This window comes from Wolbachia endosymbiont of Rhagoletis cerasi, from assembly GCF_018454475.1.
GTDB lineage: Bacteria > Pseudomonadota > Alphaproteobacteria > Rickettsiales > Anaplasmataceae > Wolbachia > Wolbachia pipientis.
Genome location: NZ_JADCNC010000001.1, coordinates 62,655 through 88,174 on the forward strand (window position 1 = coordinate 62,655; position 25,520 = coordinate 88,174).

A 25,520-nucleotide genomic window follows, 5' to 3' on the forward strand; every position below is an offset into this window, starting at 1 on the left:
AATAAGGCTCATATCAAACCTATAATAGATCTACTTTCAAAAATAAGACCAATCCGGTAAAGAAGCATTTGTGGGAGTGGAAACCATTTTTTGATTTTTCTTTACTAAGTCTACTAAATATAGTTTAGAGTTGCTTGGTGATTCTGTTCTTGTAAAAATGATTTCTCTACCATTTGGTAGCCATGCCGGGGATTCAATTTTATGCCCCTCTGAAAGCAGACGTTCTTCTTTGCCATCTGGCTTCATAACTCCTATGTAAAATTTTCCTGACTGAATCTTTGTAAAAGCTATCAGATCTCCTTTTGGCGACCAAACAGGCGTAGCATATCTTCCACTTCCAAAACTAATTCTTTTAGGTTTTTTACTTTTGTTAGTAAAATCGATAACGTACAGTTGCTGACTCCCACTTATATCAGAACTAAAAGCCATATACTTTTGATCTGGAGAAAAAGAGGGAGAAGTGCTTATAGCTGAACCTTTAGTAATTTTTTTTGTTCGTTTACTACTTAAATCCAAAGATAATATATTCGTTTCACCACCCAATGAGTGGGAAATTAAAAGAGATTTACCATCGGGAGAAAATCTTGGTGCAGAAACAACTCCTTCAAATGCGCTGATTATTGATTCAGTGTTATCTTTTAAATTTTTTAATATTATATAACTTTTACCATTTGCGTACGAGATATAAACAATACCCTTTCCATTTGGTGAGAATCTCGGTGTTGACACAAATCTATCGCCATTTGTTAAGTATTTTATATTACTTCCATCTTGATTCATCACAGCAATTTTACGCACAGATTTGTAGTTGCTATCTTTTTCTTCAGCGATATACGTGATTTTTGTGTTGAAGTGCCCTTTCTCACCAATTAATCTATCATGTATCACATCCGAAACGAGGTGACCAATTTTTCTCCAGTCTTTTGCTGGAAAAACAACTGACTGAGTAAGTAATTCTCTTTTTGTAAAAGCGTCAAATAAACGAAATGATAGCTCTAATGCACTACCAGATATTTCGCTTAAACTTACTGTGACTACAGTATCGCTTTTCCAAGATTTAGATTCAGCTTCCGCGCCACGTTTTACATTAAATAAGCCACAATTAGATAAATTTGTTCCTATTACCTTTGCAATATTTTCGCTTAATTCGCTTTCCAACGCTGTTTTACATGTACATTTAGATACAACAAGACCAATGTTACCAACACTGCTTTTTTTTATATCAACATATAAAGCAGCTTTTGTAAAATAAGGAATAAATAACGAAATAAATAACACCAGATGAACGAATAGCTTCATTCATTTCATACCTGTTCTATCTGAACCTCAATTATAGGTCTTTTTAGTAAATATTCCTTTAAGATACTCAATATTGAACTTTCAATCTTATTTTTAATTTTTTTTGTTGGCTGCAAACTAAACAACGACTCAACTTTCTTGACAATTTTCTGTATGGTAGCTGCATCTTCTAGCACTTCAAAAACACCAGGTACAAATACTTTTGGTTTAGCAAGCAATTTATTTTTCTTGTTTACAACTGCTGTTACCACAATAACTCCGGCATCTCTCATTCTTTTACGCATTTTTATAACACTGCTCTCCGGATGACGTAGCAACATACCATCAATACCAAAGTAGTCAACATCAATTGAATCAACCTTTTCTCCGTTCTCCAAATTAACAATATCACCTGGTGCAATCATTATTGCTTTTGCCACACCGCACTCTTTAGCAAATTTTACATGTGCATGCGTGTGAATATATTCGCCGTGAACTGGAATAGACATCTTTGGTTTTATTAAAGAATACATTTCCTTTAGCTCTTCTCTTGTTGGATGCCCAGAAGCATGAACATGCTCTGTTTTTTCAGTAATAACTTCTACCCCCATCTCAATAAAGGCATTGAGCATGTTGTGCGCACGAGTTTCATTTCCAGGAATGATTTTTGACGAAAAGATCATGGTATCACCTTGCTGCATTTTAAATGCTTGATGACTCTTAGCAGCAAGTCTTGCGGTAGCTGCCAGTGGCTCACCTTGACAACCTGTGCAAAGTAGCACCAGTTCTTCCCTTGGAAAATTTACTGCTTCCTTTGCTTCAAGAAACTGAGGAGAATCAGTTAAATAACCACTATCTTGCGCAACTTTCACTATTCTCCATAAAGATCTACCAAGTAAAACTACTTTTCTATTTAGTGCTTTTGCAGCTTGGCTTATCGTTTCAATTCGTGCCACATTTGAAGCGAATAGCGAAACAGCAACTAATTTTTTAGACCGCTTTATTATGTTATAAATATTATTATAAATTTCACCTTCTGACTCAGGGTGATGCTTGCTTAATATATTGGTTGAATCGCAAATTGCTGCAAGCAGGTCACCTTTATCGCCAATTTCTTTTAGACGCTCCATATTAGAAGTTAATCCAACAACAGGTTTTGGATCAAATTTCCAGTCTCCGGTATGGAGTGCACTACCCATTTCAGTGCTAATTAATATTGAATTTGCCTCAGGAATTGAATGAGTTACATTTATAAACTCGACGGTAAAAGGACCCAAATTTATGCTGCCATTTATGTCTACCTCTTTCACAGGCACTATACCTTCCAATCGAAATTCTTTTAGTTTCTCTTTAAGAAAATTAACCGTAAACTTTGTTGTATATATGGAGCACTGCAACTCTTCCCACAAGTGGGGCACTGCACCGCAGTGGTCCTCATGTGCATGTGTAATTATTATTCCAAGTAAATCTTTTTTTCTTTGAGCAATAAAATCTATATCAGCAATGAGCAGCTCAACACCTGGCATAGTTTCATCTGCAAAACCAACACCAAGGTCGATCATAATCCACTTACCTTGGTAATGATATAGGCTAACATTCATCCCGATTCTTCCTACTCCCCCAAGCGGAAGAAATAAAAACTCATTTTTGTTTATATTCATTAAATTTAAATTATTAAAACCTGAGAATAGCAAAACTTCGACCTTAAATAAAGAAATTTATTGCTTTTACATAGTTTTAAGGAACTAAGAAGTTTCTGTTGGCTAATAATAACACTATTGTTAAGTTTTCCATTAATAAGGTCAAAGAATTGCAGGATTAAATGAAAACCCGTAAACAGTTACCCCTTTATGTCATTTAGCAGATTTCTTATTTTTTTTTTACTTTACTAAAAAACCCTTCAGATTGCTGTTGTACACTTGCATTTTCCTCTTCTTCAAGCGCTTTTAATAGTTCAATTTGCTTTTTAGTTAAATTTTTTGGATTTAAAGTCTCAACTATTACCTGTACGTATAAATCACCACGAGCATGTGAGTTCATATATGGCATACCCTTTTCCCTACAACGTAGTTTGGTACCAGTTTGAGTGCCTTCAGGGACCTTTACTTTTATTTTAGCTCCATCAATTGATTGAATATCGATTTCACCACCAAGCACTGCTAGTGTCATTCTTATAGGCACTTTACAGTGTAAATCTGCTTTATTTCTAGCAAAGATTTTATGGAAAATTATTTTCACGTATACGTATAAATCTCCACTTTTTCCACCTTTTGTTCCAGCTTCTCCTTTACCACTTATCCTTACCTTAGCTCCTTCTTCTATGCCTTTTGGAATTGAAACGGATATATTTACTTCATCTCTTCTACGTCCACTTCCACCACATTTCTTACATTTGTTTTGTATTATTTCTCCTTCCCCATAGCATGTAGTACATGTTCTTTCGATGGTAAAAAAGCCTTGTTGAGTTCTAATCCTACCGCTTCCCTGGCATGTGTGGCACTGAACTGGTTTAATTGCTCCTTCGCCACCTGTGCCTTGGCATGTATCACATTTTACATTTGTCACATAATGTATAGGCGCTTGTATTCCTTTAAATGCATCTTCTAAGGTAATTTCAAGATCATAACGTAGGTCTGCTCCAGATACTCCTGTTGTACTTCTTTTTGCTCTCGATCTACTTGCACCACCACCGAATCCTCCACCAAAGAAGTCATTGAATATGTCGCTAAAGTCTCCTGCAGAGCTGAAGCCTTGAAATCCACCAGAAGCACCTTCGTGGCCATAACGGTCATAGCCTGCCCTTTTCTCAGAGTCAGACAGAACTTCATATGCAGCTGTTACTTCTTTAAATTTTTCCTCTGCTTCTTTATTGCCAGGATTTCTATCAGGATGATATTTTAACGCTAATTTTTTATATGCTTTTTTTATCTCATCAATACTGGCATTTCTGCCTACTTCCAGCAGATCATAGTAGTCTTTTTTGCTCATATATAATAGTTTAGTGTTTAACCTTTAAAGATAGGTATTACATATATTAATTTCAAGTGTGACTTCTGTTTCCTATAAAATGTGGTGCACCCTGAGCGACTTGAACGCCCGACCTTTTGATCCGTAGTCAAATGCTCTAATCCAACTGAGCTAAGGGTGCTTTCACAAAGTTAACTTTAGCAGGTTTTGTAGCTTGATTCAATTAATTTGGCTAAAAATAAAACTGTTAATTTTTATCACGCGTGAACCCCTTACAATTCCCAAACTTCTGTTGCAAATAAGGATTATCAAATGCATTTTGAGGAGGAGCAGTTGGAGTAGTATTAGGATCTTGAGAAAAGTAAGGAGGTGGTGCATCACGAGAAGAATCTCCATAACCATGCACTTGTTTAAGATAGCTATCTACCGCTCTTTCAGCTTTCTCGATATTTTCTGATTCTTCCTCATGCTTCATATGAAAAGCTAAACCACCAGCAAAACATACGAGAGAATTAACGCCAAGGATAGCTAAACCCCACACTGGTAAGACTGGGTAAACAGCACAAGCTACCAAAGCTGCCAAAGAAACAACGCCAACCGCAAATTCTATATTTCTGAACGTTTTAAATTTACTATCCAGGTAATCTATTTTTTCTTCTTTTCTAGCCACTTTTCTGCTGCTGTTATACCAAAAACACATACCAGCATGGAAAGCAACACACACAACTGCAGCTACCATACCTAAAGCTAATAACTTTCTATTGTCTTCTGAGTCTTTTTTCTTATCTTCTCTGCTTTGATGGCTACCACTACTGAAACCAGGGTTATTTATAACTGTAGTATGACCACCAAACAGGCTGCGAAGTAGTAAATAATCCCAAAAATCTAAACCTCTATCATTGTATACATGTATATGTGTAGTCTGAGGGCCTGTAGGTTGTGTGTTATTCCCTGCGTTATATTGATCATTTCTGCTTCCTGTATCGTGCCTATTGCTTGAATTTGGATATGTAAATTCTTCATACACATTTTTAAAATTCTCCTTGCTCCAAGTTAAATTCGGTGTATTATTACAATACTGTAGAAACCCTTCAATATTATTATTATTACCTAATTTCTTTATATAGGCTAACGCATACCTTTTTAAAACACTATCACTTGCTACCATAAATACCCTCTTAAGTTAAGATTAAATTAATAAATATTTATTATAACAAGATAACACCTACTTGTCAACTTGAGCCTGATTCAAGTATCCGTTCAGAGTGTGGCAGAAGAACTTATTCAAATAAAGTAGGTGGTAAAATATAAACATTTTATAAAGTGAAAAATGGACTTTTCAGACCACTGCCGAGCTAAAAAAGCCCTGAAAACCGTGATACTTAGGCCACTTCTTGCTTAAGCTGTACAATTTCAGCTTGAGAAAGGCCAGTGGATTCAGCTATTAAATTAACAGATACACCAGCTTTAAGTAAATTTTTTGCAACTTCGATTTTTCCTTTCTCTATACCTTCCTCAAGTCTGTATTCAAGAATGGCTTCTTCCTTACGTAGATCCATTATTCTTTCTTCATATGCTACTAAATCTTTTTCATTCCAGCTAAACCTGTCTAATTCATCGTAGGCTAACTTTATTATTGGTGCTTTTTCTGCTATTTTCCTTAAGTCTTCTTCCGTAGTTTCATCTGCATATTGTTGTCTAAGTGAAGAAGGTCGCCCCTCCTCACTCGATTTCAAAACCGTACGTGAGACTTTGCGCCTCATACGGCTTCTCTCTAATTTGGTGCTTGTCATGCACACCTCCTGTGTAATTCATCGTGACAATGTCCATGTAACAAAGATAAGTTTTTGATCATATTGTTTCGTCTATTCCGGTTTTTGTGATGTATTTCTATTGTATCATCACTTTTAAACCATAGTCTACAATTATCACATTTACTTTGTTGTAACTTCAATAGTTTTATTACTCTTGATGGCTTATCTGGTATTTTTCTCAGACGTTTACCCCAATAAACCCAATCACCATCATATGGAGATCTGGTTTTTTGCACTTTGATATGTCGTTTAATAACATGATCGCTGTGTATAATAAGATGTATCTTGTTACTTGTAATAAAACGCCAGTTATCGTTATTATACTTTTTAAAGTATTTTCTTTTTATCCAGCATTTCCCTTTGTTTGGGTGCCTAAAGACTGACCACTTCCAGAGCTTTCTATGTATAGTATTATCCAATGAGCTAAAGATTTTACATGAAACTACCGAAGAGTAATATTGACTCCATCCTCTGTTTATTGGATTGAGATTCCTTATTATTACTTCCTGTGGCGCCCCACGCATTTCTCTAAGTTTATGTTTAATAGCAAATGTATGCTGCTTTATAGAATTACGACTTGGTTTTATTAATAATGTGTAACCTTTTTTACTTTCTTTTGTTGGATATTGTCTTATTGAAAATCCAAGAAAATCAAATCCTGGTTTTGTTTCGTCAATGGTTCTTAATGTATGAGAAATTCTTGTTTTAGAGGGCTTTAATTTTAGTCCAATGGTTTCTAACCATTCTTCAACTAAAATTTTTGCTTTAAGAATAATCTCTTCGTTTTCATGTATGATGACAAAATCATCACAGTAGAAAATTACACTAATAGACTTTTGCGCGTTTTTATGCGATATCCTACCATATTTTCTTTTCATGCATTGAAAGAGTTCGTTTGTTAATGCTTTTTTGACATGTTGCTCTAATCCGTGTAATGCAACACAAGCTAGCAACGGTGCCTCCTTGAATTGTACCACGTTTTGTGGATTGAAACTTTCCATCTTCCATAACGCCTGCCCTTAACCATCTTCTTATGATTTTCTTTAACGTTGGTGTGGTTTTCAAGCAGTTTATTATGGTTAATATTGTCAAAACATCCAGAAATATCAGCATCTAATACATATGCTGTTTTCTGTTTTAGCACATCAAATATGGCTTCAATTGCATCATGACATGATCTACCAGGTCTAAAACCATAAGTGTTTGGCTCAAGTTTTGCCTCCCATTCTGGTTCTAAAGCCATTTTTACAAGTGTTTGTGATATAGTAGGTATACCAAGCGGGCGATGCTCCGATGGCTTACCAGGTTTTGGGATTCAGACGCGTCTTGATGGCTTTGCTTTTTCTTTTATATCTAAAGAATATGATAGTTGTAATCTTTCTTTTTGATTAAGATTAGCCTTTCCATCAATACCTGCAGTCTTCTTCCCCCTATTGTCCTGTGTTACTTTCCTAACAGCGAGTGTTTTTGCACTTGTTGATTTGAGCAATAATTTTTGAAGATTATGCATCTTTTTGATATCATTACATTTAGAGGCTTGGTAAATTCGTTTTTGTAGCTTAAATGAAGATTTCTTCAGCTTTCGCCAAGGAATTCCATTCCATTCATACCTAGCTTTTTGCTGATCCATAACATATTCACTACTATTCACCACTTTACCTTCCAAATTAAAGTGTTTACGTCTGCATATCCCAGATATTACTTTGGGCATTAGCTTCTTAAACAATCCTTCCACATAGCAGCTTGTGGTTGGCTACCTACTTATATTTTAATGAATATAAGAGCTTTTATGTGGTTACTCCGTTCCATGGCTTCGTTTCACGTTAAACTTAGATTCCTACTATTTGCCGGAAGCTGGGAACATCAATAACTAAAGTCTTCAATCTTTAGTTCCCCTTTTGCTTCGTACCATTTTGGTCTATGCGTAGTTCAACCTCTTTTCGCATACTATGCTTTGACGACAATTCAAACATAGGTTCCTCTCGTAATCATATCTAACTCTGTTTGCAGGGATTCACCATGAGGTTTAGTGTTACCTGCTTTTATCTCATGCTTGCATCCCAAAGGTTGCCATCCTTTGAAATGTGAGACATACATTATCCCCGATGTCTAGGGAAGATGGAATTTAACCATCACAAAACCACGGCTTTCCGGGTCGCACTGAAGAAAAATAACCAACGATCCACTATGCTTTCTAGCTGTTCTTCCTTATTCTTAGGAAATTTAGGTAGTTCAATAAATACAAATTGAAAATCTTTTAAGTCATGCTCATTGGTTTTCTCATCTCTTATAGTGTGGCTGGATATATAATCAAGCTTATCAGGAAATAAATTACAATTAGAGATAGCAATAAAGAAAACCTTCTTTAAATCAATGTACTTACCAGATTTATCAGCTTGCCTTGAGTAAGCCTTAGCAGCATATAGTTGAGCTCGTTTCTCAAAACCTTTATCACGAGCAAACTGGTCAGGTAAGGAAGCAGTATTACTACTACTCCCTCCCTTAGAAACCTTACTATTACCCACAAATATGAGGTTCGTGAGCAAGTCGCCATCCTTCTGCTAAATCAAAGAGACGTTTATATCCTTTCCAAAGAACATAAGGTCCTGGTTCTGGGTCATTTTTTCCTGCTAAATGGCCTCCAAGTTCATGAAACAGCTTCTTTTATGTTGGGAACTACACTTGGACATGGTTTTCTGTGTATTTTAACGTATAAAACTTTCCATTCTTCTTCAGCTAATAAGGTAGTACATGGTAATGTTGGGTTAGTTCTTGCAATTGATGTAATAAAGAAAATTCTCCAAGCAATAATGCTCATGACTGTTAAATACCTCATTAATCTTTCTGCTGTTCCAAGTCTACATTCCTCAACTTTGAGACCAGATTTTAAAATCTTATGCAATATCTCTATTTTCCATCTCAAACAATACCAACTAACTTTTTCAACAGCTTCTTCAAAAGTACTGACCGGAAAAAAGCATCCACTCTAGAGGACTTGCTTCGGGAGGAGAGTTTTTTTCAACAACATGAATTGCGTGAAGTTGTAGACTCTGTCGGTTTATATTTTATGTGACCTTCTTTACATTTTATATGGCCTTCATGTGATAAATTTTCCGAATCTAATTTCTAAAAACGCTGTCCTTTTTTGCTTGTTATCTCTAGCAGGGATTTCAACTTCTACTTTTCCAGCGCAAGGGAGGCCTTGGATAAATGACCATAATTTTTGCTTGTTCCTGGTATGCATGAATTTTTTATTTACATTTCTGTTGTGGCGAGCTCTTACTAAAATTGCTGAGTTAAGATTATGTGCAAGTTCAAAAAAATCATGCATATCTGCTTTTCTGTCACATACAGTTATAGCTTCGGTTTGGGCCAGATCTATAATATTATTTGTTTTCTTTAAACTTTCTAGCCATTTCATACTTTCTTTATCCTCAATATGAACGTTGTTACGATGGCTCTTTAGTCTTTTTTCTTCTTCAGAAATGAGTTGCCTCGAGTAAATCTTTTGATCCAGTATTCCCAGCTTCCGTACTAACAGCAAGGGCTGTATGCATTACTGCTCCTTTTCCAGCAATAGTTCCCAATCCGCTTATGGCTTGAGTATGAAATATAAGTTGTATCTTGAATCACAAGAATTCTTTTATGAGCTTTTGTTCTTTCAACTGTTTTATCAATGTGTGAAGCTAGAATATCGACTTCTTTTACGTTCTCATTTTGAAAAAAACGTTATGCTGCTTTTGCTTCTGACCAACTTCCGCATGCCTCATTAATTGAGCTTTCAGGTAAACTTATCAAACTATCAGCAATCTTTACTAATCGGTCAGTTAATCTTTTATCTCCAAGTACAGCATCTCCAAATTCATTTTTAGCCCATTCATTACTCTCGTTTGCCATTTTTATACCCTCAATATTTGCAAACTTTAATATTGTAATACTTTATTTATAAGTACATTTATATTTGTGGGTAATAGTAAGATTTGATATGCTGCCAACACTTATGTTCAAATTAAAAATGTCATTTATGATACTAGCCACTTCACGCTTTGAGTTTTTGTAAAATCCGCTGAGTGCTGCAATTATAGACTTAACCCTTGGACCAAATGTATCTGGCGTAACACCTTCTGGTAACTTGCTACTTTTTCTTTTTCTGCATCTCCAACAACGACCATGTTCCAATTACTACATAAGGCCTAATTTCCGGAAGATCAACTTTTTGGTGAACATAAGGTTTTTCGCATATTACAAGCTCTCCTCCGCATTCGCAAATATTAGGCAACTCTATTTTTACTACTTTATCCGCTTCCATTGTGGCATGAAAATTTCCTTTATGCCCAACCTGATCGCCAACATTCCTTTCGCTTTTTGGCTTGTCCTTTTTTATTTTGTATAGCTCTTTTGAGCTGGGCAGGGATGAGTTTTTTGAATTTAAACCGAGCCTTTCCTTTAATTCAGCGTTCTCTATCTTTAAAGCTTTATTTTCTGCTTTTAAGTTTTCTATCTCTGCTTTCAGTTTTTCTATTTTTTGCTGTAAATTTTTGCAAAGTTCTCAAAGGTTTACCACATTACCTCACTTTTGCTCTATGATTATCTTTATTATCTTGCTTTGTCTACCTTATTCTACCACTCCGCTGAACGGATACAATTTACTAAACAGAAAAAAAGGCAAAAGAAACCCTAGGGTAGCTAGTTATTCACTATCCATTTTTTAAGTTGGCGTTTTTTAATGTTTTAAATAGCGCATTTCAGCTTATATTAGGTAAAAACCTAGAAATTTTATAAAGACATAAGGTGCACATAGTGCAAAAAATTAAAAATAAGACGCCAACTACGTTGTTTTCTTGCTGTTTAATCTGCACAGATGAAGATAACTGAATACCTTCAGTTTCATGATAAGGGGGCTGGCGAAGGGTGTCAAGCAAGTTTTTTCGTTTCTATTTCCAATAAAAGTTTGTTATATGGTTATGCAAGAAGTCTATTATAAATGAAATGAATGTGAAAAATATCTTGTTAGCACTTTTAGTACAAATGATATTCAGTTTGCCGCTATTTGCAGCTGATCCTGTTTTGCTCAACTGCATTGAAACTCCGGAAATATATGACCTTGATGCAAGGCCAAAAAATTTTAGCTCTTCAAACAATTTAAGAAGGAAACCCGGTTCTCCAAATAGTGCAACAGGAGAATTAATACACATAGTGGGTAGAATTACTGATATAAACTGTTTACCAATACAAAATGCTGTAGTTTCTATATGGCACGCGAATTCACGCGGCGTGAACCATTACGATAAGAATATAGAGGATGATCCGAATTTTGCTGGATCAGGAAGGTTTGTAGTGAATAATCTTGGCTATTATAATTTTATTACGATAGCACCTGGTAAAGTTGGTGATAGAGCTCCACATATCAACTTTCTAGTTCAACATCCGGATTTTCCAGAATTCACAACGCAAATGTTTTTTGCTGACCATAATTGCGATAATTGTGCTGATCCTGTTCTTGGAGATTTTGTTAGTAATGGGCTTGCAAGCCTTCTCATAACACCATTTACTTACAGTGATCAGGTCATAAAAACCTATACGTTTAACATTACCTTGGGCGGATATAATAAGTTCTCTAATAAAAGATAAAAAACCCTTGCATGTAAGGGAGTCCATAGTAAACTTGAGTATTATTGTACTTAGGATGTATATGAAAAATATCTTACTGATGTTTTTGCTGTGTTTTATGTACAGTTTACAATTATTTGCAACGGAGATGCCAGCAATGAAAATAACAATTTCTAAAATTTCGCCCGATTTTAAAACAATAGTAACGGGTTTATTTGAGGACAACGAAACCGTAAATGATGGCGGAGTTTTGCAAGGAAAACAGATCATGGATAATATAAAGCAATTTAGCAATTTCAATGGAAGTTTTGGTGAATTTTTCTCTACTACTTTGCCAGAAGAAAAAAATGTCATAGTTGTTGGACTTGGTAAGAAGGATGAATGGAATGAAAATAAAGAATTAAATATTGGTGGTAAAATATATTGTGAGCTAAGCAGATTAAAAATTAAAAAAGCAGCGGTTTTAATCGAAGGTAGTGCAGCAAATGTTGCATATGGTGCGTTTCTGCGTAGTTTTAAGTTTGATAAGTATAAAACTAAAAAGGATGAGAAAATTACAGAGGTAGAGGAAATTACCGTATTAGTAAAAGATGAGCAATTAAGTAATGCTGAAAGATCATTTGAGCACTTAAGGCAAGAAGGTGAGAGTATATTTCTTGCGCGCTCTTTTATAACAGAGCCTCCTAACATTCTATATCCAGAATCCTATGCTGATCATATAAAAAAAGAACTTACTAAGCTTGGCCTTGAAATTGAAGTGCTTGATAAAAAGCAGATGGAAGAGAAAAAAATGGGAGCCTTGCTTGGAGTCGCACAAGGAAGTAGTAAAGAACCAAAATTAGTAGTGATAAAATGGAATGGAGCTGCTAAAGAACAAAAGCCAATTGCTTTTGTTGGTAAAGGCATAACGTTTGACACTGGTGGAGTATCACTCAAACCTTCACGTGGTATGGAGTCGATGAAATATGACATGGCAGGCTCTGCTACTGTGGTTGGGGTGATGCATGCTTTAGCAGGACGAAAAGCAAAAGTAAATGCAATCGGCGTGGTTGCACTTGCAGAGAATGCAGTGGGTGGTAATGCTCAAAGGCCGAGTGATGTAGTAACTTCAATGTCTGGACAGACGATAGAAGTGTTAAACACTGATGCAGAGGGAAGGCTTATACTTGCAGATGCTTTGTGGTATACGCAAGAGAGATTTTCACCACAATTTATGATTGATCTTGCAACCTTAACTGGTGCTATAGTGGTTGCACTTGGAAATAACGAATATGCTGGTCTTTTTTCAAATAATGATGAATTAGCAAACCGTCTGATTGATGCAGGAAATGAAGTAAATGAGAAGTTATGGCGTTTTCCTATGAATGAAACTTATGACAAAATTATTGATTCACCGATTGCTGATGTTCAAAACATCGCTCCTGCGGGCTCTGGCGGAGATAGCATAATGGCTGCACAGTTTTTACAGCGTTTTGTGGATGAAACTTGCTGGGCACATTTAGATATCGCAGGCACTGCTTGGCACGAAAAAGGTACTGACATTTGTCCAAGAGGAGCAGTAGGTTTTGGTGTAAGGTTACTTAATAAGTTGGTTGAGAAGTACTACGAAGCCAATGATTAAAGGTCTTTATACTGGATTTATGGCTTAGCTACATGAACGTTTATTTTCGAGGCGCAGCAAATGAAAGTAGCTGATACATATTTCTTTTTTTCTGGATTCCAGTGTCAGCTACTTTCATGACACCCTGACAACCGTCATCCCGCTACTTGTTAGCGGCTGAGATACCGCGAATGAATCGCGGTATGACGGTTTGTGGCGGCGTGACGATAAGCTCGTCATCCCGCTGCTTGTTAGCGGGATCTAGAGATACCGCGGCGGTATGACGTAGGACTGCTGTCATCCCAGTGCTCCTTTTTTTGTCATCCAAGTAGCCTCCTATGGTGTCATCCCAGTGCCCAGACACTGGGATCCAGTTGAGCTATTTCAACAAAAATACTGCATTTTGAGATGAACGTTTATTTTCACCAGATTATTTACAAGTATAACAATTAAAGTCTGGATTCCAGTGTCAAGCACTGGAATGACACCGTCTTGGATGGAAACCAGTGTTGGCTACTCGGATGATATCATAGGGGCGCTGGGATGACACCCTGACAATCGTCATCCCGCTGCTTGTTAGCGGCTAAGAGATACCGCGGCGGCATGACGTAGGGAAACCGTTTTTTGGGTTAGCTATAACAGTAGTCAGGAAACAATAGCTTAAAAAGAGACTTAGTGTTAAATTTCTAATAGATTACTTATAAAAATAAATCTTATGGAAAGCAGAGCTAAGGCTTGGTTCATTTGGCTGATTAGTAACTTGGTTGTTATATTCAGCAACATGCAGATAATTTATACCTTTATAAGTGTAAATCTCGAAAAGGAACTTGGACTTACAATCGCGCAAGTTGCACTGGCTAATTCAGCATATACTTGGACTTTCGCCATCTTACAATTTTTTAGTGGAGCAACGTTTAATGTTTTTTCCAGTAAAAAAATTTATTTTTTCTCGTTATCAACTATGATCTTGGGGTTTTTTGTCCTTATTAATAGTGACAATTTCTCCCATTTGATTTTGTCTCAAGTGTTGATTGCAACTGGAGCATCATTTGGTTTTATTGGTGCTGCTCACACAAGTAGCATATGTTTTTCCGCTGCCCAATTTGGACTAATGTTTTCACTAGTGCAGACAATTTCAAGCCTTTCTGCTTTGGTAATTCAAATACTGTTCTCTAACTTGCTTGCCGAAGATGCATATTGGAAAAATCTGATTGTATGCATAATACTATTTGGTGTGTTGATATTTGTACTTACGCTTTTTTGTCCAAACACACTTCCAGAAAGCAGCTCAGAAAAGCGCACAATAAAAAGCTCTATGAAGACAGTAATGTGCTCTATATTAACAGTGCTAAAATTAAGAGATATCTGGATAACTTCAGTGGTGGGTGCTATTACTTTTGGAACATTTTTAGCACTTAATACCTTGTGGGCTCCAAGGTTACTGGGCAACTCAGAACTCAATGCAATGGAGTCAGGTATAGCAACTGCAATACTATGGCTTGGTCTTGCAGTTGGTGCTCCAATTGCAGATCGAATCTCAAACTTATTTAAAAATAGGAAACATGTAATTTCTGCTTTTGCTTTATTGCAAGGCGTCTCAATTATTATTTTACTATACAGCCATTTAACAGTCCACGTTGTGTACTTTTGTATGTTAATGTTCGGGTTTTTTGCGGGAGGACATATGCTTAATTTTACTGTCGGCAGCGAGATTGTGAAACGAAAATACATCAGCACATCATCATCCATTATCAATGGATTTATGTTTATTGGCAGTGGAGTTATAGTGTCAATGTTAGCACTTTTTACAGATCATAAAATGGCACTTTTTGCAATATTTGCGATATTGATAGTTGCCGGTATTTTAAATTATGCAACAAAAGAGACATACTCTAAAAAATAAAGTAGCTGAATCTCGAGTCGATTGCTATATTATATTTACGTATTGTAATATTTATCAATAATGGATCACGTTACAACAAAAGACACAACAGTAACTAAGGCAACGATAGCTGGAGATATAAACCAAGAAATAGGATTATCAAAGGAAGACTCTGTTTCGATAATAGATGATATATTGGACGAAATAAAGACAAGCTTGGTAAAGGATGGAATAGTAAAAATATCGTCATTTGGAACATTCTTGGTTAAGAAAAAGAAGGAAAGACCAGGAAATATACCAAATACATCGGAGAAAGTGATGATTCAGGCAAGAAATTCAGTTTCTTTTAGGCCTTCAAAAATTATAAAAAAATCAATCAATAATTAATGAACAAGGAAAAATTATTTTATACGATTGGGGAAGTAGCTGAAGAGCTACATTTGGAACAGCATGTTTTGAGATTTTGGGAAGGTCAATTTCATCAAATTAAGCCTACAAAGCGTAAAGGAAGAAGGCTATATGATCGCAAGTGTATAGAGGCCATAAAGAAAGTAAAATACATGCTATATGATAAAGGATATACAATAAAAGGAGTGCAAAAAGAATTTGGTAATGATATAAAAGTCACAAAGAATTTGTTGCAAGAACTCACCGATTTGAGGGACTATTTAACTAGTAAAATAAATAACGAGGAAAGTAACAAGCAGGCGTGAAACACTACGTCTCGCTAAAATTTTGGAGTTTTGTGAGAGTTTAAAATGTGGCATATAGCCTCATTTCTTATGTTATTAGCAATATTAATAGGCTGTGGCCTGCAAAAACCTGCACCTGTGCTGCTTAAAGGCGAAGAATTTTACGGAAAAAGAGATCTGGAATATACAAGAGAGTACCATTTAATTAGGGAGCCTTCAGTGCAAAAAGAAAGTAGAAAAGCCATCATAAATAGGATATACAAAGATAACAATAATACACAAAATGTGGGGGTAAATTGTAAATTTGTAATGCCAGTTAAAGGTTCAGCTACCTCTTCTGATGAAATGTGTAAGGATGGCATAAAAATTGCTGCTCAAAATGGAACGAACGTAGTTTCCTCTGCACCAGGCAAAGTGATATATGTAGGCAAAGGGCTGAGATGGTATGGGAATTTAATTATAGTGGAACACAAAGATAATTACATGACTGTGTACTCCTATTTAAAAAACATACATGTTGAAATTGGCGATAAAGTAAAGCAAGGTCAAGTAATTGGATCTGCAGGTAAATCAAGCACACAAGATAAAGATCCACAGATGTGTTTCACAATACGACATAATGGCCAAGCGGTTGATCCTTTGATGCATATGAACTGTAATTGAATTTGGATTTATATGAAATATGATTTTAAAAGTGTTGAAAAATTTTATCAAGATAAATGGGATTTTTCTGTAAGCAAGAGTGGTAAACAAGAAAAGTGTTACGTGTTGGAAATGTTTCCATATCCATCTGGTAAAATTCATATGGGACACTTACGTAACTATGCAATAGGGGATGTGATAGCGCGTTACAAGAGAGCTAATGGATTTGAGGTTTTGCATCCAATTGGCTGGGATGCGTTTGGATTACCAGCTGAGAATGCAGCAAGGGATAACAATATTAGCCCCGAAACATGGACAAAAGAGAATATAGATAATATGCGTACACAGTTGAAATCTATAGGTCTTTCTTATAATTGGGAGCGTGAGCTCTCCACATGTGAGCCTGATTATTACAAACACGAACAAAAATTTTTCCTGGATTTTTTAAAGCATGGGCTTGCCTATCGAAAAGAATCATGGGTTAACTGGGATCCAGTGGACCAAACAGTGCTTGCAAATGAACAGGTGGTTGATGGAAAAGGATGGCGATCAGGTGCAGTTGTTGAAAAACGTAAGTTGTCCCAATGGTTTTTAAAGATTACTGATTTCGCTGAAGATTTACTCAAGTGCCTGCAAAGTTTGAAAAATTGGCCAGAAAAAGTCAAAACAATGCAGGAGCGTTGGATAGGAAAATCTGAAGGAGCAACTATAGAGTTTGAAGTAGTTGGCCTGAATAAGAAATTAAAAGTTTTTACAACTTATCCTCATACTTTGTTTGGGGCTTCTTTTTGTGCAGTGGCAGCAGAGCATCCTATTGTGCAGGATTTAAAGAATGGTTCTTCTGTTGTCATCCCAGTGCTTGACACTGGGATCCAGGAAATAAAATCGAAAAGAGAGAACGATGAAAAAATAGGAGTTTACACCGGATTAAACGTCAAACATCCATTTCTTGATAAGGAATTGCCGCTTTACATAGCGAATTTTGTGTTGATGGAATATGGGGAAGGCGCGATTTTTGGTTGCCCTGCACATGATCAGCGTGACTTTGAATTTGCACAGAAATATAATTTGCCGATAATTCCCGTTATTTCTTCAGCCCACTTAGGTGTCATTCCAGCGCGTGACCAGAATTCTTACAATGGATCCCAGTGTCAAGCTACTCAGATGACAAAGGAGGCGTATACTGGAGACGGGACAATGTTTAACTCCGAATTCTTAAACGGATTAATGGTTAGTGAAGCAAAGGAAGCCATAGTTAAAAAATTTGAAGAAAAAAAAATAGGCAAAAAAACAATAAACTATCGTTTGCACGATTGGGGAGTTTCAAGGCAGCGTTATTGGGGATGCCCTATACCTATCATATATTGCAAAGATTGCGGAACTGTTCCAGTGCCAGAAAAAGACCTTCCTGTAGTTCTACCAATAGATGTAGAATTTACAAGTGGTGGCAATCCGCTGGATAAGCACCCAACTTGGAAATTTGTTGATTGTCCAAAGTGCGGAAAGCAAGCAGAGCGTGAAACTGATACATTCGACACCTTTTTTGAATCTTCCTGGTATTTTGCTGCATTCTGTAGTGAAGATAAATCAATAGACAAAGATGCATGTAATCGTTTTATGCCTGTTGATTATTATATAGGTGGGATAGAACATGCAATTCTGCATTTGCTTTATTCAAGATTTTTCTGCCGTGCTTTAACCAAATGTGGCTATTTTGATATTAAAGAGCCTTTCTCTACTTTAATCACTCAAGGAATGGTCTGCCATGCAACTTATAAAGACGAAAATGGTAAGTGGCTATTTCCCGCAGAAGCAAAAGAATTAATAGCGCGAGGTGCAAAAGTTCAAGTGGGCAAAGTTGAAAAAATGAGCAAATCGAAAAAGAATACAGTTGACCCAAACTTTATCATAGAAAAGTATGGTGCTGATACTGCTCGCTTGTTTGTGTTGTCCGACACTCCTCCGGAGAAAGATATGGAATGGTCCGATGATGGTGTGGAAGGTTGTTCTCGTTATGTAAATAAATTGTGGCGTATGGTCATGCAGCTAAGACCTGTAAATATACACTATGATAATGAAAATGTTACGGGTGGACTTCTAGAGTACAGAAAAAAAATTCATAAACTCTTACACGGACTTACAGATGACTTGGAAAACTGCAGATTAAACTGTGTAGTGGCAAAATTTCGTGAGATGACGAATTTAATAGCTGAAATAGACGTAAAAACTGGAAAATCTCTTATTGATGAAGGTATATGTATATTAATCAGAGTAATCGAACCATTCATACCACATCTAGCTGAAAGCCTATGGCAAGAAATAGGAGGTCAACCTTGGCCAAAAGCTGATGAATCATTATTAGTTGACGATACGGTAACTATAGCAGTGCAAATCAATGGAAAATTACGTACAACAATCAAGGTGGCAATTAACTTACCTCAAGAAGAATTGAAGAAAATAGCGATAGACTCTGTGTCCAGTAAGATCGATCAAAGCAAAGTTCGCACTGTATATGCTGTACCAAATAAGATAGTAAATATAGTTATATAAAAGACCTGAGTAGTACGTTTTATATAATCTGATTTTATGGCTATACTTTTTTTGACATGTAGTTATATCTTTTTTAATATAAAGGATATATACTTATGCATTATATATTTTTTTGTATGAGGAGTTATATGAAAATAAAGAGATTGTGCGTTTTGGCTGTGTTGCTTACTTCATCTCTAGCAGGTGCAGCTAGTAATAGTGCAAGTAAGTCAGAAGATAAGTACTATGCAGGTTTAAACTTTGGTGCTGGTTGGGGTGGTGGCTTTAAAATGAAACCTGGTGTTGTTCTTGGTTACCATTATGACCAAAACTCTAAATTTGAACTTGAGGTTCTCAGTAATATTAAGTCATTAAAGAGCATAGGAGCTAGCTTATTGGCAAACTACCGCTTCTATCCTGACCTTGATATTGATCCCGTTAAACTATATGTCAGCGGAGGTTTAGGAGGATATCTCCAAATAACACCTTTTGGCTTTGGTGTTAGTGATACAGTTGATGGTGATGGCGATAGTTCACAAGAAGAAAAAGAAAAGGAAGAAGAAACACAAGGTGCTCCAGAATCAGGTGGTGAAGCTGCTGGTTCATCTGTAGTAGATAAAATACTGAGTTCTATTTCCTATAAACTAAAGTTAGGTGTTGATTATGAAATTACTCCGCAGATAATTGGTGCAGTTGGTATGACCATGGGTGGGCAACTAAGTGGTATAAAAGCAAAACAAATACCAGATGCAACTCTAGAGATAGGGGTACGTTATAATTTTTAATGCTGCTACTTAGTTCATAAAGGTAGAGACGATGTTGAGGATGAAATAAACAGCATTAAAAAAAATCCGAAAACGTATTTTCGAATATGGTTTTGAACGCTAGCTATAGATTAGAAAAATAACAAGAAAAAGGGTAAACATACTGTAATTGCTGTTGAATGATGGAGTCCATTATTTTAGCACGAAGTAACGAATTCAGTAGAATAAGTTCTTCAAAAATAATTTAAACTTTTATTAGTAGGAGCAGTCTCATGGAATATTATAGCGATCTCACTAAAAGAAACTTTTATAAGTATCGTTGATGAGAAAGGAAAAATTGTTAAGGAAGAAGTTGTTGCAAGAGAAAGTAAGGCAATAGCTGAATTTTTTCTTGGTCAAGGCAAAAATGACCTTACCCAGAAAAAGTGGAGAGAAAGTGTGGAATGTTTTTTACAAAAAGAATGATGCATCAAATTGTTCTGGAATGCAATAGTTAATAGTGACGTTGTTTGTTATAAAAAATTTCTATGTATTCAAATATTGCAGTTCTAGTTTGTTGAGCAGAGTGTTGTGAAGTATCAATAAGTATTTCTCTTTTCAATGAGCTAAAGAAGCTTTCTGCAACAGAATTGTCGTAACAACAGCCTTTATTACTCATCTATATTCTTTACAGCTAAGAGATATTGATACCCTTGCGCAGTATATTGTGAACCTTGGTCACTGTGCAGCAGTAGATTTTTAACAGGTTTACGCCTATTAATGGCCATTAATAAAGAGTTCATAACCAATTGTTTATTTATTGCACTACTCATTAACTACCATACGTGAGAATTATTGCTGCCAAATATAGCCATCCCTCCTTGGTTTTGATGTAAGTAATCCCATACTTTATTTGGTTGATCAACAATAAAGTTTTGATCTAGTATATTGGGAGCTACAGCTCTATTATCTGTTTGTTGTTTTTTAATTTTAAACTTTCTTTTCAGTATAGCCCTGATGTCATTTTTCTGCATAATACTTTGCACCGTTTTCAAATTGCAACTTTTACCCAAAGCCTTCAATTCAGCATGAATTTTAGGAGCTCCATATCTACATTTAGAAACTTGATATATTTTTTGAATAGCTGCGAGTAGCTCTTTATTTGCTGATTCTCTACTGCTTATTTTTCTTGTGGTCCACTTATAGTAGCCACTAGCAGAAAATCCTACATAATTCCTGTACTTTATAGCAGTTACTATATAAAAAAATATTTTACTCTTTTTGACTGGCCAGGGCTTTTTTTTAAATGTCTCTTTCCCTTGTTACTCTTGCTTTGTAAATCAAACCTCTCTTTGTCATAAGGTGCTACATCTGGAAATGCATTTGCCGCTGACTTTTTTTCGTTATATTTCTTCATCCATTTTCCTAATAAACCACCCTTTATTCCTAAATCCTTTGCTATTTTTGTAATTGTTTGACCTGCCTTTCTTTGTTCATTTGCCAGTTTAACAGCTTCCAATTTGAATTCTGCTGTATATTCTCTTACCATTTCTAATCCTCCAAAATTTTATTTTACCCAAAAAAACTCTTTTCTTTCTCTCCACTTTTTCTGGGTAAGGTCAAACAATGACTATGCAAAAAACCTAATAACATGTATAATCTATAAATAATTTCTGAGGTAGATTGTGAAACTAGGTGTTAATATCGATCACGTTGCAACCCTCCGCAACGCACGCGGAACTTCTTATCCAGATCCATTGAAAGCAGCAGAAATAGCCATTGACGCTGGAGCAGACTTTATTACTGTACACTTACGAGAAGATAGAAGGCATATTAGAGATGAAGACGTATTTAACCTAAAAAAAAGCATTAGCACTGAGTTAAATCTTGAAATTGCAGCCACGGAAGAAATGCTTGAAATAGCAAAAAAGGTAAAACCCTATTCGATTAGTATAGTACCAGAAAAAAGAGAAGAATTAACAACCGAAGGTGGCCTGGATATCGTGAATATGCACAGTAAACTTTCTAGTATAATAGAGGAAATGCATAGCTCTAGCATAAAAGTCTCACTGTTTATCGATCCAAATATTGATCAACTAAAATATCTTGAAAAGCTAGGGACAAAACCTGACATAATAGAAATTCACACAGGGGATTACTGTGATAATCCATCAGAAAAAAAGTTACAGTTAATTACTAATGCTGCAGAGTACGTCAATAAATTAGGAATAGAATGCCACGCAGGACATGGCATAACTTATAAACACGCTAAGAAGATGACAAGAATACCTCACATCTCAGCTCTTAACATAGGCCACTATTTAATTAGCGAAGCTGTATTTTACGGCTTACACAGCGTAGTAAAAACAATGAAAATGACAATGTCTAACTAACTGCTGCTTTTTCCTTCTCATTTAAAATACTTAAAAGAGTTTGGCTTGCTTTAAATTTTACCCTTGTCTTTTTAGGAACAGTCATGATCTCACCACTTTGGGGGTTACGACATTGTTTTTCCTGACTGATAGCAGTAGAAAATGTTCCTATTCCATGCAAACGTATTTCACCTTTCCCATGCAGCTCATTCTTTATTATTTTAATAAACGCATCATGAATCTTGCTCAAATCAGATTTTGTTATATCTATATTCTGACTAGAACAATCTTCCTTTAATTGTTTTATTATATCTTCTTTACTCATAAATTACCTTAATATTGAAAAAATCACATAAATAGCATATTATGTTGACACCGATAGTCAACTAAATTCATCACAAAAATAGAGGATATCATACATTTTTGCAAATATTTGTATAATACTTACAAAAAAACACCCCTATAAAATAACTATCTCTTAGAAAATTGACACTTTTTCCGAGCTTTATGTTGACCATATTTCTTACGTTCAACAACACGTGAATCTCTAGTTAAGAACTCACCATTACGTAGTATAGAATGCAAATCTTGGCTTACACTACTTAAAGCTCTGCTTATTCCATGAGCTAGAGCACCTGCTTGACCAGATAGCCCTCCACCTTTTACAGTTGCAAATACATCGTATTTATCCAATGTGGAAGTTGCAACAAATGGCATTTTTACTATTTGGCACACTGACTCTCTTTTAAAATAAGAAATTAGATCGCCTTTTTTGTTAACACTAAATTTTCCACTCCCCGGCTTTATCCATACTCTTGCTACAGATTCTTTTCTTCGGCCTGTAGCATATAAACGACCAAGCGAATCAACTGCTGATTTAATTGTCTTTTCTGACCAATCATTGTTATTTATTGTAGAACTCTTCATTTTTACTCCATTACTTTTTATTTTTACGATTCAAAGAGGCAAAATCTATCTTTTCAGGTTGCTGTCCTTGATGCTTATGCTCTGAACCAGAATAAACATACAAATTTTCAAAGCGTCTACGTGCCATAGGGCCATCATCAAGCATCCTTTTCACTGCCATTTCTATTACACGCTCAGGAAATTTGCCATTTAAAATATTATCTGGAGTAGTTTTCTTCAAACCACCAGAATAACCTGTATGCTTATAGTAAATTTTATCTTTAAGCTTCTTCCCGGTGAAATGCACCTTTTCTGCGTTGATAATAATTACATTATCGCCACAATCCATATGAGGTGTATACTCAGGTTTATGCTTTCCACGTAATAGTGTCGCTACAAATGCTGCAAGCCTCCCTACCACTAATCCTTCTGCATCTATGACAAACCACTTTTTATTGATTTGTTTCTCCTTTAAGAAAAAAGTCTTCATTATTTGATCCAACAATAGTAAACTATGATATACTTAATTTCTCAATAGTGTCAACAATATTAGTTATTGATTATTAAAGTAATTTATGTTAGTAATTGAGCTGCGCAACCAATATGCATAGGAATTAGAATGTTTCGATTGATTATCACACTTGCGATCATTTTTAATACTATAAGTTGCTATGCAACCGATGTGGGAGAAGTGATAAGCAAAGCCATCAAAAATAGCTCAAAAATAAAGTCTCAATTTTACCAATATAAAAGCGCAGAAAAACACTATAAATCTTCTGGGTTAGCTGGATTTTTACCTGACATTAATTTGCAATACAATTTCGATAGTAACTTTAATCTTGATACATCTGAAAAAAAACTTACATTGCGCCAGAAATTAATCGATGGCGGTGGTACCTTTGCCACATTCAGTCGATCAAGCCATCTTCTCAAAGCAGAAAAGATGCGATTTCAGCAATTAAAACAAGAGCTTGCACTTAATGCTGTGAAAGCATATGTTAATGTTTTACAAAAGACAGAAATATTAAAGCTCAGAGAACATAAAGAACGCGTTTCTTTGGAACATTTGTCAGCTATGAAAAAACGCTTTTCCCTTGGAGAGGTAACCAATGCTGAAGTTTTGTTAGCAAAAGCAAAATTTTCGTCTTCTATATCCGAAAGAGTTGATGCTGAAGGTAAATTAAAGTTGGTAAATATTGCTTATTATCATTTGATTGGCGAAGATGCTGATGACCTTTCTGAAGCTAATGATAAACTACCTTCTGTTCCAGAGCTAAATGAATGTTTACAGTTAGTAAAAACCAATAATTTATCTCTAAAAGCAGCAGTTTATCAAAAAAGAGCAGCCGGAATGGAAGTGATTGCTGAAAGCTCCAAGTGGCTTCCTTCTTTAAATCTAAGTGCAAGCAAAAATTTTGGGGAGGATGGTATGAAGGTAGACAAACTATTAGAAAATGTTCATGTAGTTTTTACTCTTGATGTTCCAATCTTTAAGAGAGGAGTTAATGCTTTTGGTGTCAGTAAAGCTAAAATGGATGCAAAAAAATCTACCTACGATTATTATGAAACGGTAAAAAATATAGAACAAGCAGTTGTAAATGCTTGGAATAATGTGTTGACAGCAAAGGCCATTATCAAAGCAAGTCAAGAAGCGGAAAAAGCAGCAGCTCTAGCATTGGAAGGAGTTGAGCAAGAAGTAAACTTAAATTTAAAGAGTACATCTGACCTTTTGGACACTGAAGATGCATTATTTAAAGCACGTTCAGACTTAGTTGAAGCAAAAAGCAATTATGTGATTAGTGTTTACAACTTGCTTTTTATGATAAATAGTATAGACCTCTAAATTTAATGGTATTAGCACTATGCATGATGAACAAGGCAATCAATCTGTAAAAGATATCCTAGAAGATATAAAAAAAGCTATCTCGGGTAAAAACGCGAGTAACGATAAAGCAGAAATAAAGGATGAAAATGATGATGTGCTATACCTTGAGGAAGAGTATCCAGAAGAAATAGAAGAAGATGGCAAAAAAGAAAATAATGAAAAAGAGGACATTGATAATGATGACCAAAGTGAGGAAATGGCTTGCAACAATAACCAATTTAATGGCCATAGCTACAATTCAGAAGAAAAAAAAGATATTTATTTGTACGATAATATCCAAATGAGTAATAACAAAGCGAGTAATAGCGACTTACAAGCGCAAAATAACGATCATCTAATTTTAAAAGAGAATATGGAAGAGATCAAAGCGTTGCTTGGAAAAATGCAAAACGAATTACAGCATAAACAACAAAAAAAAGCGAACCTTACTGTTGAAGAATTAGTTACATCTCTTTTAAAACCTCAGCTCTCAGAATGGCTGAATAAATATCTACATGCACTGGTAAAAGAAGTAGTTGAAAAAGAGCTTAAAGATATAATCAATAATAAGTAGGGTATTAGCAATAAAAACTAGAGTAAAGACGGCTAGAGGCAGAAAAC

The 25,520-nt window shown here is 35.5% G+C and carries 21 protein-coding genes, 1 tRNA gene and 5 pseudogenes; 11 read left to right on the forward strand and 16 right to left on the reverse strand.

All coding sequences use genetic code 11. The annotated features are described in order from the left end of the window. Positions 1–36 precede the first annotated feature (36 nt). The 12 genes and pseudogenes from INQ25_RS00245 to INQ25_RS00300 all read right to left on the reverse strand — a co-directional run. Entirely contained in the window at positions 37–1,299 is a 1,263-nt protein-coding gene (locus tag INQ25_RS00245) for a Tol-Pal system protein TolB (protein WP_006279726.1), read from the reverse strand. Between the two features lie 5 nt (positions 1,300–1,304). Then, positions 1,305–2,939, reverse strand: a complete 1,635-nt coding sequence (locus INQ25_RS00250; protein ID WP_012673044.1) for a ribonuclease J — start codon at positions 2,937–2,939, stop codon at positions 1,305–1,307. A 208-nt stretch (positions 2,940–3,147) separates the two neighbouring features. Continuing rightward, complete coding sequence (gene dnaJ, locus INQ25_RS00255; protein ID WP_213862747.1) at positions 3,148–4,266, reverse strand: molecular chaperone DnaJ; 1,119 nt, start codon at positions 4,264–4,266, stop codon at positions 3,148–3,150. An 82-nt stretch (positions 4,267–4,348) separates the two neighbouring features. After that, positions 4,349–4,426 (reverse strand) — tRNA-Arg (locus INQ25_RS00260). A gap of 66 nt (positions 4,427–4,492) precedes the next feature. After that, a complete protein-coding gene (locus INQ25_RS00265) occupies positions 4,493–5,413 on the reverse strand; it encodes a hypothetical protein (protein WP_213862748.1) in 921 nt (306 codons plus the stop codon). Positions 5,414–5,627: 214 nt separating this feature from the next. Further along, positions 5,628–5,939, reverse strand: a pseudogene (locus INQ25_RS00270) (Rpn family recombination-promoting nuclease/putative transposase); the annotation flags it as partial. A 95-nt stretch (positions 5,940–6,034) separates the two neighbouring features. Beyond that, entirely contained in the window at positions 6,035–7,012 is a 978-nt protein-coding gene (locus INQ25_RS06565; RefSeq protein ID WP_213862750.1) for a group II intron maturase-specific domain-containing protein, read from the reverse strand. Beyond that, a complete protein-coding gene (locus INQ25_RS06570) occupies positions 7,006–7,374 on the reverse strand; it encodes a reverse transcriptase/maturase family protein (protein ID WP_209473350.1) in 369 nt (122 codons plus the stop codon). The genes INQ25_RS06565 and INQ25_RS06570 overlap by 7 nt, the downstream gene beginning before the upstream one ends. Beyond that, positions 7,375–7,710 (reverse strand): reverse transcriptase N-terminal domain-containing protein, encoded by a 336-nt coding sequence (locus INQ25_RS00285; RefSeq protein ID WP_209473178.1) that lies wholly within the window; start codon positions 7,708–7,710, stop codon positions 7,375–7,377. Positions 7,711–8,191: 481 nt separating this feature from the next. After that, positions 8,192–8,524, reverse strand: a pseudogene (locus INQ25_RS00290) (PD-(D/E)XK nuclease family transposase); the annotation flags it as partial. Positions 8,525–8,576: 52 nt separating this feature from the next. After that, positions 8,577–9,956, reverse strand: a pseudogene (locus INQ25_RS00295) (IS4 family transposase). Between the two features lie 54 nt (positions 9,957–10,010). Continuing rightward, a pseudogene (locus tag INQ25_RS00300) lies at positions 10,011–10,581 on the reverse strand (DUF6444 domain-containing protein); the annotation flags it as partial. A 467-nt stretch (positions 10,582–11,048) separates the two neighbouring features. Between INQ25_RS00300 and INQ25_RS00305 the strand changes: the two are divergent. The 8 genes from INQ25_RS00305 (at position 11,049) to INQ25_RS00340 (ending at position 19,799) form a co-directional block, all read left to right on the forward strand. Beyond that, positions 11,049–11,690 carry a protocatechuate 3,4-dioxygenase gene (locus tag INQ25_RS00305; RefSeq protein WP_213862751.1) on the forward strand — a complete coding sequence of 214 codons (642 nt, stop codon included), beginning with the start codon at positions 11,049–11,051 and terminating at the stop codon, positions 11,688–11,690. Between the two features lie 97 nt (positions 11,691–11,787). Continuing rightward, a complete protein-coding gene (locus INQ25_RS00310; RefSeq protein ID WP_213862781.1) occupies positions 11,788–13,290 on the forward strand; it encodes a leucyl aminopeptidase in 1,503 nt (500 codons plus the stop codon). Positions 13,291–13,984: 694 nt separating this feature from the next. Beyond that, the gene (locus INQ25_RS00315) at positions 13,985–15,172 is read left to right on the forward strand and encodes an MFS transporter (RefSeq protein WP_141456806.1); all 1,188 of its coding nucleotides are present in this window, start codon (positions 13,985–13,987) and stop codon (positions 15,170–15,172) included. Between the two features lie 60 nt (positions 15,173–15,232). Next, complete coding sequence (locus INQ25_RS00320) at positions 15,233–15,538, forward strand: integration host factor subunit alpha (protein ID WP_006279881.1); 306 nt, start codon at positions 15,233–15,235, stop codon at positions 15,536–15,538. Next, entirely contained in the window at positions 15,538–15,864 is a 327-nt protein-coding gene (locus INQ25_RS00325; RefSeq protein WP_006279880.1) for a MerR family transcriptional regulator, read from the forward strand. The genes INQ25_RS00320 and INQ25_RS00325 overlap by 1 nt, the downstream gene beginning before the upstream one ends. 45 nt (positions 15,865–15,909) lie before the next feature. After that, a complete protein-coding gene (locus tag INQ25_RS00330; protein WP_006279879.1) occupies positions 15,910–16,506 on the forward strand; it encodes a murein hydrolase activator EnvC family protein in 597 nt (198 codons plus the stop codon). A gap of 12 nt (positions 16,507–16,518) precedes the next feature. Then, the gene (gene leuS / locus INQ25_RS00335) at positions 16,519–19,035 is read left to right on the forward strand and encodes a leucine--tRNA ligase (RefSeq protein ID WP_010962340.1); all 2,517 of its coding nucleotides are present in this window, start codon (positions 16,519–16,521) and stop codon (positions 19,033–19,035) included. 128 nt (positions 19,036–19,163) lie between these two features. Next, complete coding sequence (locus INQ25_RS00340; protein WP_155968855.1) at positions 19,164–19,799, forward strand: hypothetical protein; 636 nt, start codon at positions 19,164–19,166, stop codon at positions 19,797–19,799. Between the two features lie 429 nt (positions 19,800–20,228). Here INQ25_RS00340 and INQ25_RS06895 read toward each other — a convergent pair. Next, positions 20,229–21,306 (reverse strand): annotated as a pseudogene (locus tag INQ25_RS06895) (IS3 family transposase). A 136-nt stretch (positions 21,307–21,442) separates the two neighbouring features. Between INQ25_RS06895 and INQ25_RS00365 the strand changes: the two are divergent. Further along, positions 21,443–22,150, forward strand: a complete 708-nt coding sequence (locus INQ25_RS00365; protein WP_006279877.1) for a pyridoxine 5'-phosphate synthase — start codon at positions 21,443–21,445, stop codon at positions 22,148–22,150. On the opposite strand, the gene INQ25_RS00370 is transcribed toward INQ25_RS00365, so the two are convergent. The 3 genes from INQ25_RS00370 to rplM form a co-directional block, all read right to left on the reverse strand. After that, the gene (locus tag INQ25_RS00370) at positions 22,143–22,454 is read right to left on the reverse strand and encodes an HU family DNA-binding protein (RefSeq protein ID WP_006279876.1); all 312 of its coding nucleotides are present in this window, start codon (positions 22,452–22,454) and stop codon (positions 22,143–22,145) included. The two genes, INQ25_RS00365 and INQ25_RS00370, sit on opposite strands and share 8 nt — an antisense overlap. A gap of 146 nt (positions 22,455–22,600) precedes the next feature. After that, positions 22,601–23,056: a 30S ribosomal protein S9 gene (gene rpsI / locus INQ25_RS00375; RefSeq protein WP_006279875.1), complete on the reverse strand. Its 456-nt coding sequence runs from the start codon at positions 23,054–23,056 to the stop codon at positions 22,601–22,603. A 10-nt stretch (positions 23,057–23,066) separates the two neighbouring features. Further along, positions 23,067–23,525 carry a 50S ribosomal protein L13 gene (gene rplM / locus INQ25_RS00380; RefSeq protein WP_010082596.1) on the reverse strand — a complete coding sequence of 153 codons (459 nt, stop codon included), beginning with the start codon at positions 23,523–23,525 and terminating at the stop codon, positions 23,067–23,069. A 129-nt stretch (positions 23,526–23,654) separates the two neighbouring features. Here rplM and INQ25_RS00385 point away from each other — a divergent pair, with 129 nt between their 5' ends. Together INQ25_RS00385 and INQ25_RS00390 are read left to right on the forward strand one after the other, a co-directional pair. After that, positions 23,655–24,878 carry a TolC family protein gene (locus INQ25_RS00385; RefSeq protein ID WP_213862753.1) on the forward strand — a complete coding sequence of 408 codons (1,224 nt, stop codon included), beginning with the start codon at positions 23,655–23,657 and terminating at the stop codon, positions 24,876–24,878. Positions 24,879–24,897: 19 nt separating this feature from the next. Beyond that, positions 24,898–25,473, forward strand: a complete 576-nt coding sequence (locus tag INQ25_RS00390) for a PopZ family protein (protein WP_213862754.1) — start codon at positions 24,898–24,900, stop codon at positions 25,471–25,473. The last annotated feature ends 47 nt before the right edge of the window (positions 25,474–25,520 follow it).

Bases quoted from the DNA above. Each gene is read 5' to 3' on its own strand.
- INQ25_RS00245 (WP_006279726.1), bottom strand. From the start codon at position 1,299: ATGAAGCTATTCGTTCATCTGGTGTTATTTATTTCGTTATTTATTCCT.
- INQ25_RS00250 (WP_012673044.1), bottom strand. From the start codon at position 2,939: ATGAATATAAACAAAAATGAGTTTTTATTTCTTCCGCTTGGGGGAGTA.
- dnaJ (WP_213862747.1), bottom strand. From the start codon at position 4,266: ATGAGCAAAAAAGACTACTATGATCTGCTGGAAGTAGGCAGAAATGCC.
- INQ25_RS00265 (WP_213862748.1), bottom strand. From the start codon at position 5,413: ATGGTAGCAAGTGATAGTGTTTTAAAAAGGTATGCGTTAGCCTATATA.
- INQ25_RS00305 (WP_213862751.1), top strand. From the start codon at position 11,049: ATGAATGTGAAAAATATCTTGTTAGCACTTTTAGTACAAATGATATTC.
- INQ25_RS00310 (WP_213862781.1), top strand. From the start codon at position 11,788: ATGTACAGTTTACAATTATTTGCAACGGAGATGCCAGCAATGAAAATA.
- INQ25_RS00315 (WP_141456806.1), top strand. From the start codon at position 13,985: ATGGAAAGCAGAGCTAAGGCTTGGTTCATTTGGCTGATTAGTAACTTG.
- INQ25_RS00320 (WP_006279881.1), top strand. From the start codon at position 15,233: ATGGATCACGTTACAACAAAAGACACAACAGTAACTAAGGCAACGATA.
- INQ25_RS00325 (WP_006279880.1), top strand. From the start codon at position 15,538: ATGAACAAGGAAAAATTATTTTATACGATTGGGGAAGTAGCTGAAGAG.
- INQ25_RS00330 (WP_006279879.1), top strand. From the start codon at position 15,910: ATGTGGCATATAGCCTCATTTCTTATGTTATTAGCAATATTAATAGGC.
- leuS (WP_010962340.1), top strand. From the start codon at position 16,519: ATGAAATATGATTTTAAAAGTGTTGAAAAATTTTATCAAGATAAATGG.
- INQ25_RS00340 (WP_155968855.1), top strand. From the start codon at position 19,164: ATGAAAATAAAGAGATTGTGCGTTTTGGCTGTGTTGCTTACTTCATCT.
- INQ25_RS00370 (WP_006279876.1), bottom strand. From the start codon at position 22,454: ATGAGTAAAGAAGATATAATAAAACAATTAAAGGAAGATTGTTCTAGT.
- rpsI (WP_006279875.1), bottom strand. From the start codon at position 23,056: ATGAAGAGTTCTACAATAAATAACAATGATTGGTCAGAAAAGACAATT.
- rplM (WP_010082596.1), bottom strand. From the start codon at position 23,525: ATGAAGACTTTTTTCTTAAAGGAGAAACAAATCAATAAAAAGTGGTTT.
- INQ25_RS00385 (WP_213862753.1), top strand. From the start codon at position 23,655: ATGTTTCGATTGATTATCACACTTGCGATCATTTTTAATACTATAAGT.
- INQ25_RS00390 (WP_213862754.1), top strand. From the start codon at position 24,898: ATGCATGATGAACAAGGCAATCAATCTGTAAAAGATATCCTAGAAGAT.